The organism is Cohnella phaseoli (assembly GCF_003386235.1).
GTDB classification, from domain to species: Bacteria; Bacillota; Bacilli; order Paenibacillales; family Paenibacillaceae; genus Cohnella; species Cohnella phaseoli.
Genome location: NZ_QRDZ01000007.1, coordinates 123035 through 138884 on the forward strand (window position 1 = coordinate 123035; position 15850 = coordinate 138884).

Here is a 15850-nt window from a genome sequence, read left to right on the forward strand (position 1 = left end):
CCTTATACCCCTTTGTCGAACATGATGCTTTCATGAGTACCTGTATACCCATATCCTTCTTTAAGCTTTCTGGAACCGCTAATCCGCTGAATACCTGATGAAGCCTCATCTTTTAACATTTGCATATGACTAAGAAGAATCTTGTCATACTGCCCTATACTGCTTAATAATACTTTTTCTGCTTCGGATACAGTACTTCTCGCATGCACTTCTTCCGCTAATACCTGTCTACGCTCAGTCAATCTCACATATACTTCATAGTCTGCCGGTTCCGCTAACCTTGCCAAGCGGTCACTCTCTGCCAAAACCTCTTGAACAAGCTGAATCATCTTATCCATTAGGAGAACAGGCCGGATTGTGCTTGATAACGATTCATAGCCTTCTCCATTGCAGTAAATTGCTTGTAATAAGAAGTTTCCCAACGATCCATTCGCACATTGAAGTCGCTGATGCGCGTACTAAGCGTTCTTAATTGTTCACTGATCAGGCTGGATTCCAAGAACGCTGCATCCTTGCTTGTACTCACCTTAGATGTACCTGCTTTTGATGACAGACTTTCAATACCTGTCATTAAAACGTTCGACAGACGGTTAAACAACCCACTATCGGGGTTAGTCGCTGAAGTTTTCTTTGCAGGGTCTGTTTCCTTAGTTTGTTGAATAAACAGTTTCTCGAAAGCGTTAGGGTCTGCCTCTATTGCAGCACGTAGCTTAGCTTCATCTTTAATAACTAATTTACCACGTTGCTGCCAATCCCCAGTTTCGATGCCAAAAGAGGCTAAATTGACGCTTTTCCCATCAATTGTAACGCTTGTCATCATCGAGAGCCTAAGATTATCAACCACAGTCGAAAGCGTCGGATCGCGACGCAGCAGACCACTCCGTGCCTTCTCCTCCCAGAGCTTGATTTCGTCATCTTTCATTTCTTCTTTCTGGGCGCTCGTAAGTGGAGCGTAGCTGCGGTATCGCTCTTCATTCAGTTTATTGTTAACCGACTCCAGTAAATCGTTGTAATCCTTAATAAAGGACTTGAGCGAGTCCACAATACTGTCCGTATTGGACTTAATGGATAAGTTGCTTACCGCCCCATTCGACTTTGCATTTAAAGTGATTTCAACCCCGTCTTCTGTAAACGTATTGCTGTTTCTCTCTACTGCTATTCCATTGATCACAACTTTAGCCGTACTTCCTGACTTCGTATCTACATCTGCAGGCAAAGTTGAAGGAAGAAACTTCTTCAGTAGCGACCCTGTTGAACTGTCCCACGTAATCGTTGTCGCTTCCATCGTTTTGGAGGTTAACGAAAGCTTGCCGGAAGCGGCATCAATGTACGCCGTTACATTCATTTCTTTATTTGCGTTGATCTTGGCGACCATTGAATTGAGCGTATCTTTCGTTTCATCCAATTGAATCGTCTTGTTGTTGATAGTAATGTTCACTTTACCACTGTCCAGAGTGTAATCCAAAACTCCCGCAGCCTTTAGTTCTGCTAGCGTTTTGGTTTTATCAACCTGTCCAACACCCGTCTTACTTGCGACAGACGCATTGACTCCCAATTCCGTAACCTCTATCGTCATCGCGCCAGTGACAGCAGATGAAGAAGCTTTGGCGCTGACCGCTGACGAATTGCCGGATACACTGACCTGCTTTGCATTTAAAGAACCTTCGAGTCCGTAGTTGAACAACTTGTTATTGCGCAAATCAATCATCTTAATGTTCAGGTCGCGATACTGCTCCCGCTGCCACTCCAGTGTCGTTTTTTGTTGTGTCAGCTTATCCAGAGGCGCCCGCTTCGCCTTCATTAAGTCTTTGACAAGACTGTCAATATCCAACCCCGATGTAAATCCTGTAATCCGTGTAACCATGTCTTTGACCTCCTCTATACCTTTTCATCGACCAAAATACCGGCAATTTCTTTCATTTTGACTACAAGATCAAGCGACTTCTCTGGAGGAATTTCCCGAATCAGTTCGCCGGTTTCCTTATTGAATACTTTTATCGTAACGACGTTTGTTGCGTCATGAACCTTCATCTCGAATCTTGTCTCCGGTCCTTCAAGGGACTTGATTGCACGATCGATTGCCCGAATCAATTGCTCTTCTCCTACCGACAGCTTTACGCCTTTCAATTCTGCTAATTGCAACTGTTTCCCGCTACGCACTTGCAGAATCTCCGATTGATTTGGCTGTTCAACCCCCTGTTTTACAGGTTCAGCTACGGGATTACTTGTGATCGGTGAATAACCAGTTGACTGAACATGAGTCGAAGATTGCACGTTCATGGTATCACTCCGCTCCGATAATATTGACATATTATTTATATCGACTGTTCTGCAACCAAATATTAGCTTGAACGCAAAAAAAGACCCTTGAAGATTTCCAAGGGTCTTTTTTCTGCATTCATTAAGCTTAACGGAGCAAGGACAGAACGCCTTGCGGAGCCGAGTTCGCTTGTGCAAGCATTGCTTGCGAAGATTGCAACAGGATTTGGTTCTTCGTGAGTTCGACCATTTCCTTTGCCATATCCGTATCGCGAATACGGGACTCGGAAGCCGTCAAGTTCTCGATTGTCGTACCAAGGTTGTTGGAGGTGTACTCCAGACGGTTTTGCATAGCACCCAGTTTAGCACGTTCTTTCGCTACCGTTTCAATAGCCGTTTCAATCGTGCTAATAGAAGTAGCGCCTGCCAAGCCTTGAATGTTCGAAGTCGTAATGCCTGCAATGCCAATCTTAACGGAGTTATCGTCAGCTTGGATCGATACCGTTCCGCCGGAGATGGAAATACCGTTAAACTTGGTATTTTGAAGAATGCTGTCGATTTGATTCGACAGATTTGTCAACTCAACCTCAATGCTGTCTGCCTTCTGAGTCGTAGTGTACGTACCTGTAGCATATTGAACGTTCAATTCTTTCATACGAGTAAGCATCGAGCTGATTTCGTTCATTGCGCCCTCAGCCGTTTGAATGAAAGAGATACCGTCTTGAACGTTGCGTTGAGCTTGTTCCAGACCGCGGATTTGGCCGCGCATTTTCTCGGATACAGCCAGACCTGCCGCGTCATCGCCAGCACGGTTAATACGAAGACCGGAAGACAGCTTCTCCATGTTCTTCCCTGTTGCTACGTTGTTCAAAGTCATGTTGCGGTGGTTGTTCAAAGCAGTAATGTTGTGGTTAATACGCATAATGATATTCCTCCCTGAATTATACAAATTGAGACCCGCATCCTTGCAGATCTCCTATTTACCGATAACAAGTCGGCCGCCTCGTTCCGGTCATAATCTATATATCGGTACAAAGAATCGCTAACTTAATACTGCTGTCATTATTTTTTTAATTTTTTTAACTGCTCTGATAGTGCTGCGATATCCGTCGGCTGCGCAACGGAATCAATATTCGATTCTTTGACGGAAAGAAGCAACTCTTTCCGAACGATTGGCATTTCTTTTGGCGCAGAAATCCCTAGTTTGATCGTATCTCCGTCGATCTCCAACAAGGTAATCTCTATCGAATCCTGAATGACAACGGATTGTCCCTTTTTTCGCGAAAGTACGAGCATCCCTCTCGCCCCCTTCTAGCGCCCTTCGGACGGCTCAAATAAACGATGTCTGGTCGAATATTGGGTATTGGTCAGAATGACCTGCCTGCCTTCACGATTCGTTCTATTGACGACAATCGGAGCGACCAGATTAACCGAAGCTTCTCCTGCCTCTCCCCGGATGGAGACGATGGAACGAATGAGCAAATCCTCGGCTTGACGGATTTGCAACTCCTGGCAAGACGTTTCGGCAAGATCGAACTCATAATCCTTAAAAAACAGAAACGGATCAACGACAACAAAGCTGATCGTTTCTTGGTCCGTAGATTGCAAAGTGCCAAACGGTTTATTGCTTTCGTTCTCTAAAAGGTTAAACGCCTTACAAGCTTCAAATCCGGGAAGTCCTTCTTTGAAATGTATCCTTAACGACTCAACGTTATCCGTTTTCGCTTCTGCAGACATTTTGACTGAACCTCCATAGTCAACAAAATTAGAAAAGCTATAAGCGATAACTCGCTTACAGCCAATAATGTGTCACTCTTCCCGTTATGCCGTAATGTCGATCTCGGGCGGAGTGATCGTCACTTTAGGATACTGCTGCATATAAATACGCACAGATCCGCGATGGAATTGTATATCTGGCCGATGGATTTGCGCGTCGACGGTTAAATTCCCTCGTTCAACTTGGATATTCACATCATTTGGTGTATATTGAAACGCAATATTAGTCGGAGAAGCATGTCCGAAAACCTGCAAATCTGGAGCTCCTTCAATGAAATCCCCCAGCGCGATATCTGCAATCGGGCTTCCCTTGATATGCAGCGCTCCCATTCGGTTACCGTTCTCCACGATTTGCTGAATGTTTTGCGCTGCGACCTGTTTATACTGAGAATAGATTCTTTCCCAGAAGGCTTGAGGCTTCCCCCCGGTCAAAGCATCGTTAGTTAGATTCTGATCGATGCTAAGTATGCCTGGTTTGTTGTTCGCCGTAATCGTTGCACGTTCGGAATGAATTTTCAGTTCGGGCTGCGGTCTGCTGATTTCATACTGCCCACGCTGTGATTCTATTCCGATAAGTGCCCTTTGTGACTGTATAGAAATTCTCGGGAACATATGGGGGGACACCTCAATTTTTAAGCTATCTCAGAAAATCGACCAAGGAAGGCTGAATCACTTTAGCTCCGACAGATAGGGACGCCTGATAGACCGATTCATTCACTTTTGATTTGATCAAAACATCTTCAATGTCCGCATCTTCGGTCTTCGATTGGAGCGTCGTCAAGTTCAAATTCAGATCCTGCAATCTTTGCTCCATCAACTCGACACGGTTTACTCGCGCTCCCAATTCCGCGCGCTGAGTTAAAACTTTATTTGCTCTGGAGTCCAGGAAAGTGAGTTGGGCGCTTACCGCTGACGTGTCACCGGCTTCCAAACCGGCAATCATCTGATCTAAAACGTGAAACAGATTGTCATCCTCATTCTTCGGCGCAGTCACGCCAGAAGGAGGGTAACCAAATACATCGTTTCCGGTCAGATTCACTCTCACAGGAGATCCCGAGCTAATCAGGTACTCAAGTCCGAAATCGTCTGTAAGCGTATTGGAAGCATTGGTAAGATTGGTATACGGCTCAACATCCGTAAATTGACCGTTAAACACATACTTTCCTTTGAACTGACTATTTCCGATACCCTGCAATTGTTCCTTCAGTTGCTTCATTTCCGCTGCAATATTATTCAAGGCAACATCCGGGTTAGTGCCATTGGAACCTTGAATTGCTAGTTCCTTCGCTCTCTTGACTACCTCTCCAACCTGAGAGAGCAAAGTATCACTATAATCCAACCAAGAGGCAGCCGCAGTAACATTTTCTTGGTAACGTTCATTAAGCGAAAGATCGCTTCTGTATCGCAGCGAGTAAGTGATCCCTACAGGATCGTCTGAAGGCCGATTAAGCTTCATCCCGGTTGACAATTGCTCCTGCAGCCCCTGCATCTGCCCCAGGTTCTTGTTAATGTTGCGAAGCAATTGATTGGTTATCGTTCCTTGGGTTACGCGTCCTAACACTTTACTTCACTCCCTCTCCTGCCAAATTATCTACCTACCGTACCCATACCGTTAATAATTCTATCCAATGTTTCGTCGATGGTTGTCATAAAACGAGCCGCCGCATTATAAGCATGCTGGAACTTCACCATGTTGCTCATTTCTTCGTCTAACGAAACTCCGCTTACAGATTGACGTCTCGACTCCACCTGATCAACTACGATTTTGGCGTTAGTCGTTTGACGGTTGGCTTCTTCAGCTTCAACGCCCAATTGACCGACGATAGACCGGAAGAAGTCGTTAACGGTGCCCTGCGCAGTAGCGGCTCCGGTAGCTACAGAAGAAAAGTCAATCTTCATTTCGCTGAATTGGCTGATCAGGAGCGCCAAATCCTTGTTTCCTTTGACGACAGTTTCAGGCGTCCCCGTCGTTCTCATCGAGGAGGCAATATATCCGGCATCATTAAGGATATTCTGGTTTAATCCCAAATTCCCGGCCGTCACAGGCCCTCCATCTTTGGATACGAAGAAGGTACCACCAGCCTGAGGCGGGTCCATCATCGTGTATCCGAGTTGGTGGAGACCGTTAAATCCCTGTACCGTTACAGTTAACGGAGCAGTCAAAGTGCGAGCCGTTCCACTGTAAGTGACGTTATTCAATGTTGTGCCGTCAGGCAGAACCGTCCCTGCCGGAAGCGTAACCGTAATATCTCCGTTAACCAATCCATTAACAAGCGTATCCAGTTGCCGTTGATAGTTGGCTACGTATTGATCTCTGGAAATAATCATCCCGTGAACTTCGCCGCCGTTCAAGTCGCCGCCTGCGAAGCTGGCTAGCAGCCCTTCGGCCGTTACCGGTGTGAACTCTCCATCTTCAACCAATGCTGTTCCACCCATTAACACCTGATAGTTGCCCTCAGTGGTTTCCACGCTTGTAACATTAATGATTTTGGACAATCCGTCCATTAATAAATCCCGTTGATCTCGAAGATCGTTCGCATTATCTCCAAGGCCTTCGATACGCTGAATTTGCAAGTTGAGGTTGGCGATCGTTTCGAGCGATGTATTGATTTGATTGGCTTTCACGCCTATGTTCTCAGTGATGTCGGCACTAAGATCGTCCAACTGACGGGCCGTCTGGTTGATCGCGTCCGTAACTGCCTTGGCTGTTTCGCGGACCAGTTTGCGAGCCGTTATGTCCTCCGGGTTCTCGCTAAGATCGTGCCAAGACTTCCAAAACTTATCAAGCACCGCCCGCAATCCAGTGTCCGAAGGCTCATTCACGATCGTCTCCAGCTTCTGCAGCGTATCCGCCTGAATCGACCAGCTTCCATGCGTTTTGCTCTCATTTCTAAATTGGGCATCCAAGAAACCCTCTCGAATCCGGGTGATCGAGCTGAACTCTACGCCAGTACCAAGCTGCCCCGGAATTGTCGACTTGCTCATCCCGAGCGCTTCCATCGGTTTGGTTGCCGCCATATTCACAACTTGGCGAGTATATCCGGTTGTATTAGCGTTGGCCACGTTGTGCCCGGTCGTCTGTAGAGCAGCTTGCTGCGTGAACAAACTGCGCTTGGCCGTTTCAATCGCATGGAAAGTGGAGCGTATCATTTACTATCTTCCCCATTTCGCCGTAAGTTAAAGTGACTAGGCTTTAGAATCAAAGAAGCTGAGCTTGTTTTGCCCGTACGCCGATTCGGTCGGCTTCTTGTATACATAATCTTGATCGTCATAAGAGCTGGATAAGAGATTTAAGGAAAAATCATTAAATTCGATGGATTGCTGCGTCAGCCTCATGTTCAGTTCATTCAAGGCTCTGACGTGCTCAACAGTAGCACTAAGTTTCTCTGCGAGGTTCGAAAGCTTCAATTTGTCTTCTGCGTTCGTAATCCTTCGAATAAGGCTGGCCACTGTAGTTGAGGGCGTAGGGCTGAAGCCCGCTTCCTTCAGAAATTGAACGACGGCTTGCTGGCGACGTCCTTCGGTTTCCACGATTAGCCTGACCAATCGCGACTCTTTCGTCACCATTTCGTTCAATAGCTCAATTTCGTTCGCAATCAGCGCCTCTTTCTTGCGCTCGGCAAATCCGCTCATCTGTTCATGCTGAAGCAGTAGCGTTTCCATTGCTTCGCACAATTCGTGAACTGCCATTGTTATCACCTTCCGCCATCTGGATTGCGAGCGACCTATTCACGAACGAATGGCAGCATCTTCTCGGCTAGCTTGCCGGAATCGACATGATACGTCCCCGTTGCGACTTCCTTCTTCAACGTCTCAATCCGCTGGGAGCGGTTCGGATCTTCCGCGCGCTGCGCTCCGAGAAGCTCCATCGCTTCAGCCGAAAACTGCACCTCGTCCTTGCGGCGTTTGCCGGAGGCCTGGCTGGCGCGGATATCGTTTTGCTGCTGATACGTGCGGTAGGCGCCAATGCGCTGAACATCATTTATTTTCACGAAGATCACCTCTATAAATAAAAAAGACCGATAATAATCTATCCCTATTATCGGTCAGTTCCTATGAAATGTTTAGAGTTTCCTTTAATTCCCGCCGCGGTCTTGAAGCCGATCGCCGATCTGATAGGCGCTTCTGTGCTTCTCCTCGTCAGGGTTGATGCGTGTTCCCCCCGGAGAAGTGGCATTCCGTACGTCCCGCTGCAGCCGCTTCCGGCAATTCTCGCATATGTGTCCTTCACGAATAGGCGTGCCGCAAGATTCGCAAGGATAGGTCAGGTTAGGCGCGTCCATCATCGAAATCCGGCCTTCGCGCACCCATCTGGCAATCTGTTTGATGCTGATTTCCGTTTCTTCGGATAGCTGCTGGATGTCCATGCCTTTATTTTTGCGAAGATGCTCGGCGCATCTCTCGTAATCCTTCTCCAGCTCCTGGTGGCAGTTATTGCAGACCTCTCGGAAGTTTTTCGAGAATAGTCGTCCGCATCTCGGACAGTAGGTTAAATCCATGCCATCATCTCCCCGAATTCCGACATCAACTACTACAATTGCTTAAATTATACTAAATATAACCTAAATTCGCCAGTCCATCAAAGATTATGCCGATGCAGCGGGTTTGCCGGACGGCTTGTCGACACGATTCGAGTCCGAATAGGCGGCTTGAAGCTGATTAGGAACGCTGCCGAACAGCAGCCAGGACCATCCAGTCAACCGACTCAACGCAGTGACGACGACCCAGGAAATCAGCAAGGCAAGCAGGAAGCCCCCGGCATACCAGGCGTGATGGATGAGCGTACTGCCGCCATTAGGCGGAAATTGCCGATAGACGAGCAGGACAAGCGGATGCACCAAGTACACGCCGAACGATACGATCCCCAAATGACGCAATCGGCCGACCCAGAACGAAGTGTTCATTTTTCCGCCAATCAGAAAAGCGATCTGGATCAGAACCAGCGGAGTGATCATCGTATAGAGATCCCACACGCCGTCGTATAGCGCATTCGAATACCTCGTCTGATACAGTCGAGCGTTATAGAACATCGTCACATAGGTAATGCCGGCCCCCAGCCAAACAGCCCAGAGCGCGATCCATGACGCTATTTTCGTTGCCGACAGATTTTCCTTCGCAATGATCAACCAGCCTTTGATCCGATCAAAGTAGATGCCCAGCCATGCCCCGAGAAAATAATGCCCGAAGTACGACAAAGACCAGCTCCCCCGATTCGTGACCTGCCAGTATTCGCGATTAAGCAGGAAAAATGCCCACTGTAAGCCGACGCCGATCAAGATCGCGGACGCCGCGAGCCATTTGTACCGTTTCATCAGAAACAGAAAAACCGGAAACAGCAGGTATAGCTGAATACTAATAAACACAAAATACAAATGCGTGTAGGCCTGGCCCTGCGACACTTTGCTCCAGAAGCTCGGCCACATCTGCGACAAATCCCAGGCGAAGCCGTTCTGATACCATCTCAGCACGAAATACACCATCGAAAACAGCAAATACGGAACGATAATATACATCAGCCGATTGCGATAAAACTTCTTGAAGCGCTGCAGCGTGAGCGGCTGCGGATAATAGTTGTAGAACAGCACGAAGCTGCTGAGCAAAATAAAAGAAGTCGTCCCGATCTTGGAAAAAATGTTCAGGAAGTTGTAAACCCCGAACAGAGTTGTATTTTTCATATCGATTGTTGCGAACGAGGTCGAGTGCACCATCAGCACGCCCAGAATCGCAATACCGCGTACAATGTCGATTTCGTTTAATTTAGCGCGACGTTCCATGTCTCCTCCTTTTGATTGCAGGAATGATTTGGATGAGAGTGCAATCCGAAGTCACCCTATCATAGCATAGGCGAACGCCGTCGAAAAGGAAGTTTCAATGGAATATCTCTAGGAGCGGGCCCAGAGCAAGCCGTAAATTCGACGCTCTGATTGCGGTTCGGATGCTTGCAGTAAGACGCGAGCGCACTCATCAAGCGTGCTTCCGGTCGTGTACACATCGTCCAAGACCAGGATATTTCCGGAAAAAGAGCTCCGATGAGTTGCTGCGAAATTGCCTTTCATGTCGACGACGCGACTGCGACGGGTTTTGAGACTTTGTTTCTCGGTGTGACGTAGGCGAAGGAGCAGCGGCTGATAGGTCATTCCGTACCATTGAGCCAATCTAATGGCTAACCGCTCAGCTTGGTTGAATCCGCGTTCACGCAGTCTCTCAGGAGCAAGCGGAACAGCCGTAATGAACGGGAAATGGGCTTGGGGATCCGCCGCTCGCAAACGCTCAAACGCAAATGCCGCCATAGCCGCCAAAATGGTCTCGACACCCTCGTTGCCCCGATATTTGTAAAGCGCCAGCCAGTTCTTCATCTCATCGGTGTATCGCACCGCGCAGCGACTGATCGCGTAAAAGCGTTCCGTCCTGCGAACGCAGTCCTCGCACAGCTCCGCGCGTCCGCAGACGCGACAGACCGGATTTGCAATCCAGGGGATGTTTTGAAGACAGGAGCCGCACAATGACGCCAAAGCCTTCCTCGGCGCCGAGTTCTTAACTGGAATAGGCACAGCGGCCGGACGAGAATCTCGCCCACAGATCGGGCATTCGCGCTTGGTCGGCGCAAACCAGCCACCTATGTTTATTGGCATGGGAAGATCACTCCTATTTGGACGAGATAAAGTTCTGAAAAGTTACGAATGAGGGGAAAGCCCCTCACATTTCGCAAGAATTAGCTTTGCCGACTGGGTCGCCTGCTGCGATACTCATCGTTCTTTTAAGTAACCTCTGCGTTTTGCAGCGGTATTCATCTTCTGGATCTGTCTTACCGAGCTTCGCTGAGAGCTTGTCCACTCCGGAGCGCCGTAGTAGACGAATCCGAATGGATCATCCCCCGAACGCCCCGCCCTGCCCGCCATCTGGACGAGCGAAGACGCATCGAACAGCGAGTTATGGGCGTCAATGACAAAAACGTCGCTACGCGGGATCGTAACGCCACGCTCCAAAATCGTCGTTGTCACAAGAAGCTGTACGGAGCTATCCCGGAAAGCGACAACTTTGTCGCCCCGCTCCTCGTCTTGAGAAGACGTGCCCGAGATCGCCGAAGCAGTCAGTCCAAGACTCTTCGCACCCTGACGGAGCAGGCGAACCATCGGTTCCACCTGTTTCACGTATGGCACGAACAGAAACACCTGCGCTCCTCGGGCGACGGATCGACGTATTGGGCTCAGCAGCTTACTAGGTATTGTCTGCTTACCAAGCATGAAGCGGATAGACGGCAGCTTTAATCTACCGGGCACAGGCAATGGATAACGATGGTACCGAACCGGAACTCTCGCATAGCTCAGTTTCCCGCGCGACACATCACGCTGCATCGCAACTGGAGGCGTTGCGCTAAGATATACCGTGCGCCCCTCCGGTTTGCCGCATTTACCCGCAGCGTAATGAAGCATCGGATCGTTGTGGTACGGAAAAGCATCCAACTCGTCAATCAGCACGAGATCAAACGCCCCTTGAAAACGAAGTAACTGATGGGTCGTCGCCAAAGTCAGCTCTCCTTCCCGCCACCGATCCGGACTCCCTCCATACAAAACAGCAAATCTGCGATCAGGGAACGCTTTAGCCAGCCTCGGCGCCAACTCCAACACGACATCCCTTCTTGGCGTCGCCACTAGTGCTCGCCCCCCTCTCTCCAGAACCGAATCCAGCAGCGGGAAAATCATCTCGGTCTTTCCCGCTCCCGTCACGGCCCAGAGCAGAAACGAACGCCCCCGGGAAGCCGAAGGGTCTTCCAGAAAAGCGAGCGCTTCAGCCGCAGCGTCGCTTTGCGCAGGGCTGAGCCCCCAGCGCTTGGCGAGATAGCGTCGAACTTCTTCGGCTTCGGCCGCGGTTGTGGAATTTACAGCCGGTTTGACGGCTATTTCGGGCGTCGAAGTGGCGGCCAAATGAGACGCCGACTTCGCGGCCGATATGGACATCGGGCATGTGGATTCGGTGCCCGCCGAGCCTGGGACCGGCGCGCCGACTATGAGCAGCTCGCATTCGCGGCTGCGCCCCATCGTCAGGCAAGCCTCGCAATACGCGCAGGCTTGCCTCCCACATGCGGCGCACTCCGTGCGCCGCAGCCTAGCGCTGCCGCAACGCCGGCAGCGCAATTCCGGGGCGCGACGCCGTCCGCGCCCCCACAACAGCCGAGCGCGGCGCAGCGCCCGCTCGGCCCAACCAGGCAGCCCCGCCGCAGCGGGGGCTGCAACATCATCGGGGGCCACGGCAGCCGTAAGCTGCACGGCCCCCAACAGCGCCGCGAGCTGCAGCGCAGCAAGCGGCTTGACGCCCGCGCTGCCTGCCGGCGCGGCGTCCAACAGCTGCTGCGCTTCCTCGCGGAGCAGCGAGCGGCCGGCCATGCGCTCGGCCGCTAACCCCGCCGCTTCGATCAGGCGCGAATCCGCCCCTTCCTTCAGCGCAACCCACTCTATCTCTCCACTGTATCCGGCGGATCTCGCCACATTCGCCAACCGATCCGCCCAGCTGCCGTCCTTATCTCGCCCTTCTACTGAACCTTTCGCGGAAGCTTCCTTCCCGCCGTGCAAACCCGTCGTTCGCTCAGCGTGTCTATCCGCCTTGGCCGCTCCCTCCCACTCTTCCTTCAACAAGCGGCACAACCGCTCCGCCTCGCCCAGAGGAAGCTCCTCGCGAAGGCGAACGACTTCATCCGCTCTTCCGCTCCAATACTGGCGATCCGTCTCCCAGTCGATGGAGAATATCGCCTTACGCTCTCTATTCAGTCGCACCGCATATACGACAACTCTCATACACTCCACTCCCTGGCATGAGCCAATAATCTCTCGGAAACAACAAAAAAAGCCCACCCTCATCACGCCTACACGGCAATTCGAGGTGTGCTTCACCTTGCTGCAAGCCTATTTAGTACCCGTAGTCTCCCCGCTCCGACCGGCATCACGTTACTTTGTCGACTTCAAGCCGCGAACTAAGCTCACGAATCCGCCCTGCAGGTAGTCCAGTCATTTCTTCCACAATAGCCGGATCAAGCCCTTTGGCCAGCATTTTAGTGGCGATTTCTTCCTTACTTTCTTGCCTGCCCTGCTCCAAACCCTTCTTCTCCCAGGAGGTTAACCATTCCATAACCATAGCCTCTCCTTCAGTTCTGTTTGCTCTATCTTCTACACCAACTGCTCGTTCTCCGCTTCCGTTAATGGCAAATACGTTTCGAAAAATACCGTCAGCAACTTCATTCTCGCCGGGTCCAACTGAAGCCGTGTCATCATCCGTAGAAATTCTAATTTTACGGTTACGCAGTCCTTCTTATTATATCCCATGCTGCTCAACAATGCAGCAGCCACCGGATTGTTCTTCCGCACAAACTGACGCCAACTTTTCTTGCGCAACTTCACCTCCTAGAAAAAGGTTTCAATAACTCCTTGTACTGTCGATCATGATCTATTGTAGCTGCATTGCTCATCCCGACCACTCACCCTATTTTGCCGCAAAATGCAAAAGCCACCCATCCCCCTGACCATCAAGAGAAAGAGCGGCGTGTGCTTCTCGCCCGAACAGATTTAGCAACACCGAGCAATGTTTAGTGAGTCATTTATGGGTAAAAAATTGGATGACAAAACAAAGGAGGTTACGGATTTGCGGATAGGCTAAGGTAGGTGAGGATCGGGATTATGTTGACGTGGAGCCGAGGATTAATGCGCGAGTACGTTTTCGGAATTGGACAAAGGCGGGTATGTTGAGGAGGCCGGAATTCGTGGAGTTTGTAGTTTAATGCCCGAGGTCTTTGGCTCTCGGGCTGAATGTTCTTATACAACAAAAATCCACAAAATACTGGATGACCAGAAGGAAGACGAGGACTAAAGTAACATTTTTGATAATTTTAAACTTTTTTTGTAACAAAATGTATTTAATCGTGTCTTAATATATGAAAGCTGGCCAGCTTATCACGTCGAGAGGATGATCTGTAATGAAAAAAAGAAATTTACTGCTTTTCTTTGCACTCGCATTAGGTATTTGCTTAACTTCTATTACTGCTGCAGCTGCAATTAATTTCGATCCTGGCGGTGTTGATGATATTCCGCCTCTGGCTTTGGATGCGTCCGATGAGGAAATGATACAGCACAAACAGATGTTAATGGAGAAACTTAAGAAAGAATTGAAATTCGAACCTCTTAGCGGAGACGAAACTTTGGGCAAAGAAATTATGATAAGTGAAAAGCTTGTTAAGCTCCCACCTGACACAAAGCTGGAAGGAATTATTATTTCGGACCATGGTTATAACTCCGACGATTTACCCGCATATAAGATTTCAAGAGGCGATTCGCTTATTAAGGTCAGCATTGCAACTGGAAAAATACTTGATGAACACCTAGACCCTTCTGCAAAAGGACAATCGCCATTTTCTTTCTTGGATGCGTTCACTTTTTCGGAAAAATGATAATACCAATTCCAATCTATGAGGTGAGAAAATGAAAAGACACTTATTGAGCTTCATTGCACTTTTCTTAGTTTTTGTGACCTTCAACACTACCATTTCCTCTGCTCACCACTATAGATGGATGATAATGGATCCAGCTAAGCATGCGGGATCTGCTGGTTTTAATAACATTTTCCTGTCCATTTTCAACAACGGCTATACCGAATATGGTTATACTCCTGGTGTCAGCATTGCGCCACAAATTGTCGCAGCATTCAACGCGTGGACAAGTAAGATACCTCAAACAAATTTCCGTGATATAAGTTCAACTGATGATATTAAAGTTGTTCAAATTTCATCTACAAGTACTTCATGTCAATTAAGTGCCGCAGCTTGTTTAGATGTAACTTTACGTGCCTTAGATTCAGATAGAAATGCTCACTTCAACGTAACAGGTACCATTTTTATTAGGGACACATACGCAGGGAGTGATGCACTTGAAATTTTACTTCATGAAATCGGCCACGCACTTGGTTTCCACGAAGGTTATGTAGACTCCACCGGGGCATGCAACAATGCATTGACCAGTGTAATGGACGCTTGGCGATGTGATAAACTGTCAGAGCCTTCTACCACCGATGTGAATGATTACAATAATGTGATGGGGGGGCTCATAGGAACAGCAACTGACATTTCCCATACTTGGGTTGGAAATCAGTTAAATCTAAGCTTTAAAGATAACGCTATTGGTGAATACAACTATTGGGTTCACTACTACAAGGTAGGCGATACAACACTACTTAAAGCAGCCAATGTAACGAAAGACATTGGATTAGTCAAGGGAATAACAACCTCTACGAGCCATGTCGCTAAGGATAGGATTATTACTGAAAACCTACTATTTTCAAAAGCCGGGCGTCCATCTGGACAATATAAAGCTGTAATAAAAACTTATTACAGAAACAACTTTAGTAGAAATGGGCCTGAAGTAACGTACTACTTTAATATCTAAGTTCTGAAATATCCCCGCCCGGCAACTTGGCTGAGCGGGTTTTTCTGTTTTTCTTTATCAAAATAGATCGAGAGCCTAAGCCACCAGGTTGAACGTTTTATTAATCGACATCAATCCACAATTCCAAAAATGAATATATTAAAATAAGTTAATTATATAAATTTTTACTATTTTTCAACAATTTTCATTAAATAGTGTTTTAATATATGAAAGCTGATCAGCTTATCATATCTAGCATTAGGTATTTTCTTCACGACGATCACTGCTGCAGCTGCAATCAATCTAATCCTGTAACTGAAATCAATTCCCGTCCTGAAGCTTTTGATGATTTACCGCCCTTACCGTTGGACGCATCTGATAAAGATAAAATAATGTACAAACAAAAGGTG

At 48.4% G+C, this 15850-nt stretch carries 19 protein-coding genes; 2 read left to right on the forward strand and 17 right to left on the reverse strand.

The features are described from left to right. Positions 1-2 precede the first annotated feature (2 nt). The 17 genes from DFP98_RS10930 to DFP98_RS11010 all read right to left on the reverse strand — a co-directional run bounded on the left by DFP98_RS10930 (position 3) and on the right by DFP98_RS11010 (position 13421). Complete coding sequence (locus tag DFP98_RS10930) at positions 3-338, reverse strand: hypothetical protein (protein WP_147310164.1); 336 nt, start codon at positions 336-338, stop codon at positions 3-5. Continuing rightward, positions 338-1864, reverse strand: coding sequence for a flagellar filament capping protein FliD (gene fliD, locus DFP98_RS10935; RefSeq protein ID WP_116060624.1), 1527 nt, complete (start codon positions 1862-1864; stop codon positions 338-340). The genes DFP98_RS10930 and fliD overlap by 1 nt, the downstream gene beginning before the upstream one ends. Positions 1865-1878: 14 nt before the next feature. Then, entirely contained in the window at positions 1879-2280 is a 402-nt protein-coding gene (locus tag DFP98_RS10940; protein ID WP_116060625.1) for a flagellar protein FlaG, read from the reverse strand. Positions 2281-2407: 127 nt separating this feature from the next. Further along, complete coding sequence (locus DFP98_RS10945; RefSeq protein WP_116060626.1) at positions 2408-3181, reverse strand: flagellin N-terminal helical domain-containing protein; 774 nt, start codon at positions 3179-3181, stop codon at positions 2408-2410. A 140-nt stretch (positions 3182-3321) separates the two neighbouring features. Then, positions 3322-3555, reverse strand: coding sequence for a carbon storage regulator (locus tag DFP98_RS10950; RefSeq protein ID WP_116060627.1), 234 nt, complete (start codon positions 3553-3555; stop codon positions 3322-3324). Positions 3556-3570: 15 nt separating this feature from the next. Further along, on the reverse strand, positions 3571-3996 hold the full coding sequence (fliW, locus tag DFP98_RS10955) for a flagellar assembly protein FliW (RefSeq protein ID WP_116060628.1): 426 nt from the start codon (positions 3994-3996) through the stop codon (positions 3571-3573). 84 nt (positions 3997-4080) lie between these two features. Then, positions 4081-4647: a DUF6470 family protein gene (locus DFP98_RS10960; RefSeq protein ID WP_116060629.1), complete on the reverse strand. Its 567-nt coding sequence runs from the start codon at positions 4645-4647 to the stop codon at positions 4081-4083. A 25-nt stretch (positions 4648-4672) separates the two neighbouring features. Beyond that, positions 4673-5596: a flagellar hook-associated protein FlgL gene (gene flgL, locus DFP98_RS10965; protein WP_116060630.1), complete on the reverse strand. Its 924-nt coding sequence runs from the start codon at positions 5594-5596 to the stop codon at positions 4673-4675. 26 nt (positions 5597-5622) lie between these two features. After that, on the reverse strand, positions 5623-7185 hold the full coding sequence (flgK, locus tag DFP98_RS10970; protein WP_425455530.1) for a flagellar hook-associated protein FlgK: 1563 nt from the start codon (positions 7183-7185) through the stop codon (positions 5623-5625). A 36-nt stretch (positions 7186-7221) separates the two neighbouring features. Continuing rightward, a complete protein-coding gene (locus tag DFP98_RS10975) occupies positions 7222-7725 on the reverse strand; it encodes a flagellar protein FlgN (RefSeq protein ID WP_116060631.1) in 504 nt (167 codons plus the stop codon). Positions 7726-7760: 35 nt separating this feature from the next. Further along, positions 7761-8027, reverse strand: coding sequence for a flagellar biosynthesis anti-sigma factor FlgM (gene flgM / locus DFP98_RS10980; protein ID WP_116060632.1), 267 nt, complete (start codon positions 8025-8027; stop codon positions 7761-7763). Positions 8028-8111: 84 nt separating this feature from the next. Further along, entirely contained in the window at positions 8112-8534 is a 423-nt protein-coding gene (locus tag DFP98_RS10985; RefSeq protein WP_116060633.1) for a TIGR03826 family flagellar region protein, read from the reverse strand. A gap of 87 nt (positions 8535-8621) precedes the next feature. Next, positions 8622-9809, reverse strand: a complete 1188-nt coding sequence (locus DFP98_RS10990; protein ID WP_116060634.1) for an acyltransferase — start codon at positions 9807-9809, stop codon at positions 8622-8624. A gap of 108 nt (positions 9810-9917) precedes the next feature. Continuing rightward, a complete protein-coding gene (locus DFP98_RS39450) occupies positions 9918-10667 on the reverse strand; it encodes a ComFC family protein (protein ID WP_220377079.1) in 750 nt (249 codons plus the stop codon). 114 nt (positions 10668-10781) lie between these two features. Further along, a complete protein-coding gene (locus DFP98_RS11000; protein WP_116060636.1) occupies positions 10782-12827 on the reverse strand; it encodes a helicase-related protein in 2046 nt (681 codons plus the stop codon). 145 nt (positions 12828-12972) lie between these two features. Next, a complete protein-coding gene (locus DFP98_RS11005) occupies positions 12973-13158 on the reverse strand; it encodes a hypothetical protein (protein WP_116060637.1) in 186 nt (61 codons plus the stop codon). A 38-nt stretch (positions 13159-13196) separates the two neighbouring features. After that, positions 13197-13421: a hypothetical protein gene (locus DFP98_RS11010; protein ID WP_116060638.1), complete on the reverse strand. Its 225-nt coding sequence runs from the start codon at positions 13419-13421 to the stop codon at positions 13197-13199. A 578-nt stretch (positions 13422-13999) separates the two neighbouring features. Here DFP98_RS11010 and DFP98_RS11020 point away from each other — a divergent pair. Next, on the forward strand, positions 14000-14470 hold the full coding sequence (locus DFP98_RS11020) for a hypothetical protein (RefSeq protein ID WP_116060639.1): 471 nt from the start codon (positions 14000-14002) through the stop codon (positions 14468-14470). A 31-nt stretch (positions 14471-14501) separates the two neighbouring features. Further along, positions 14502-15461, forward strand: coding sequence for a hypothetical protein (locus DFP98_RS11025; RefSeq protein WP_116060640.1), 960 nt, complete (start codon positions 14502-14504; stop codon positions 15459-15461). The last annotated feature ends 389 nt before the right edge of the window (positions 15462-15850 follow it).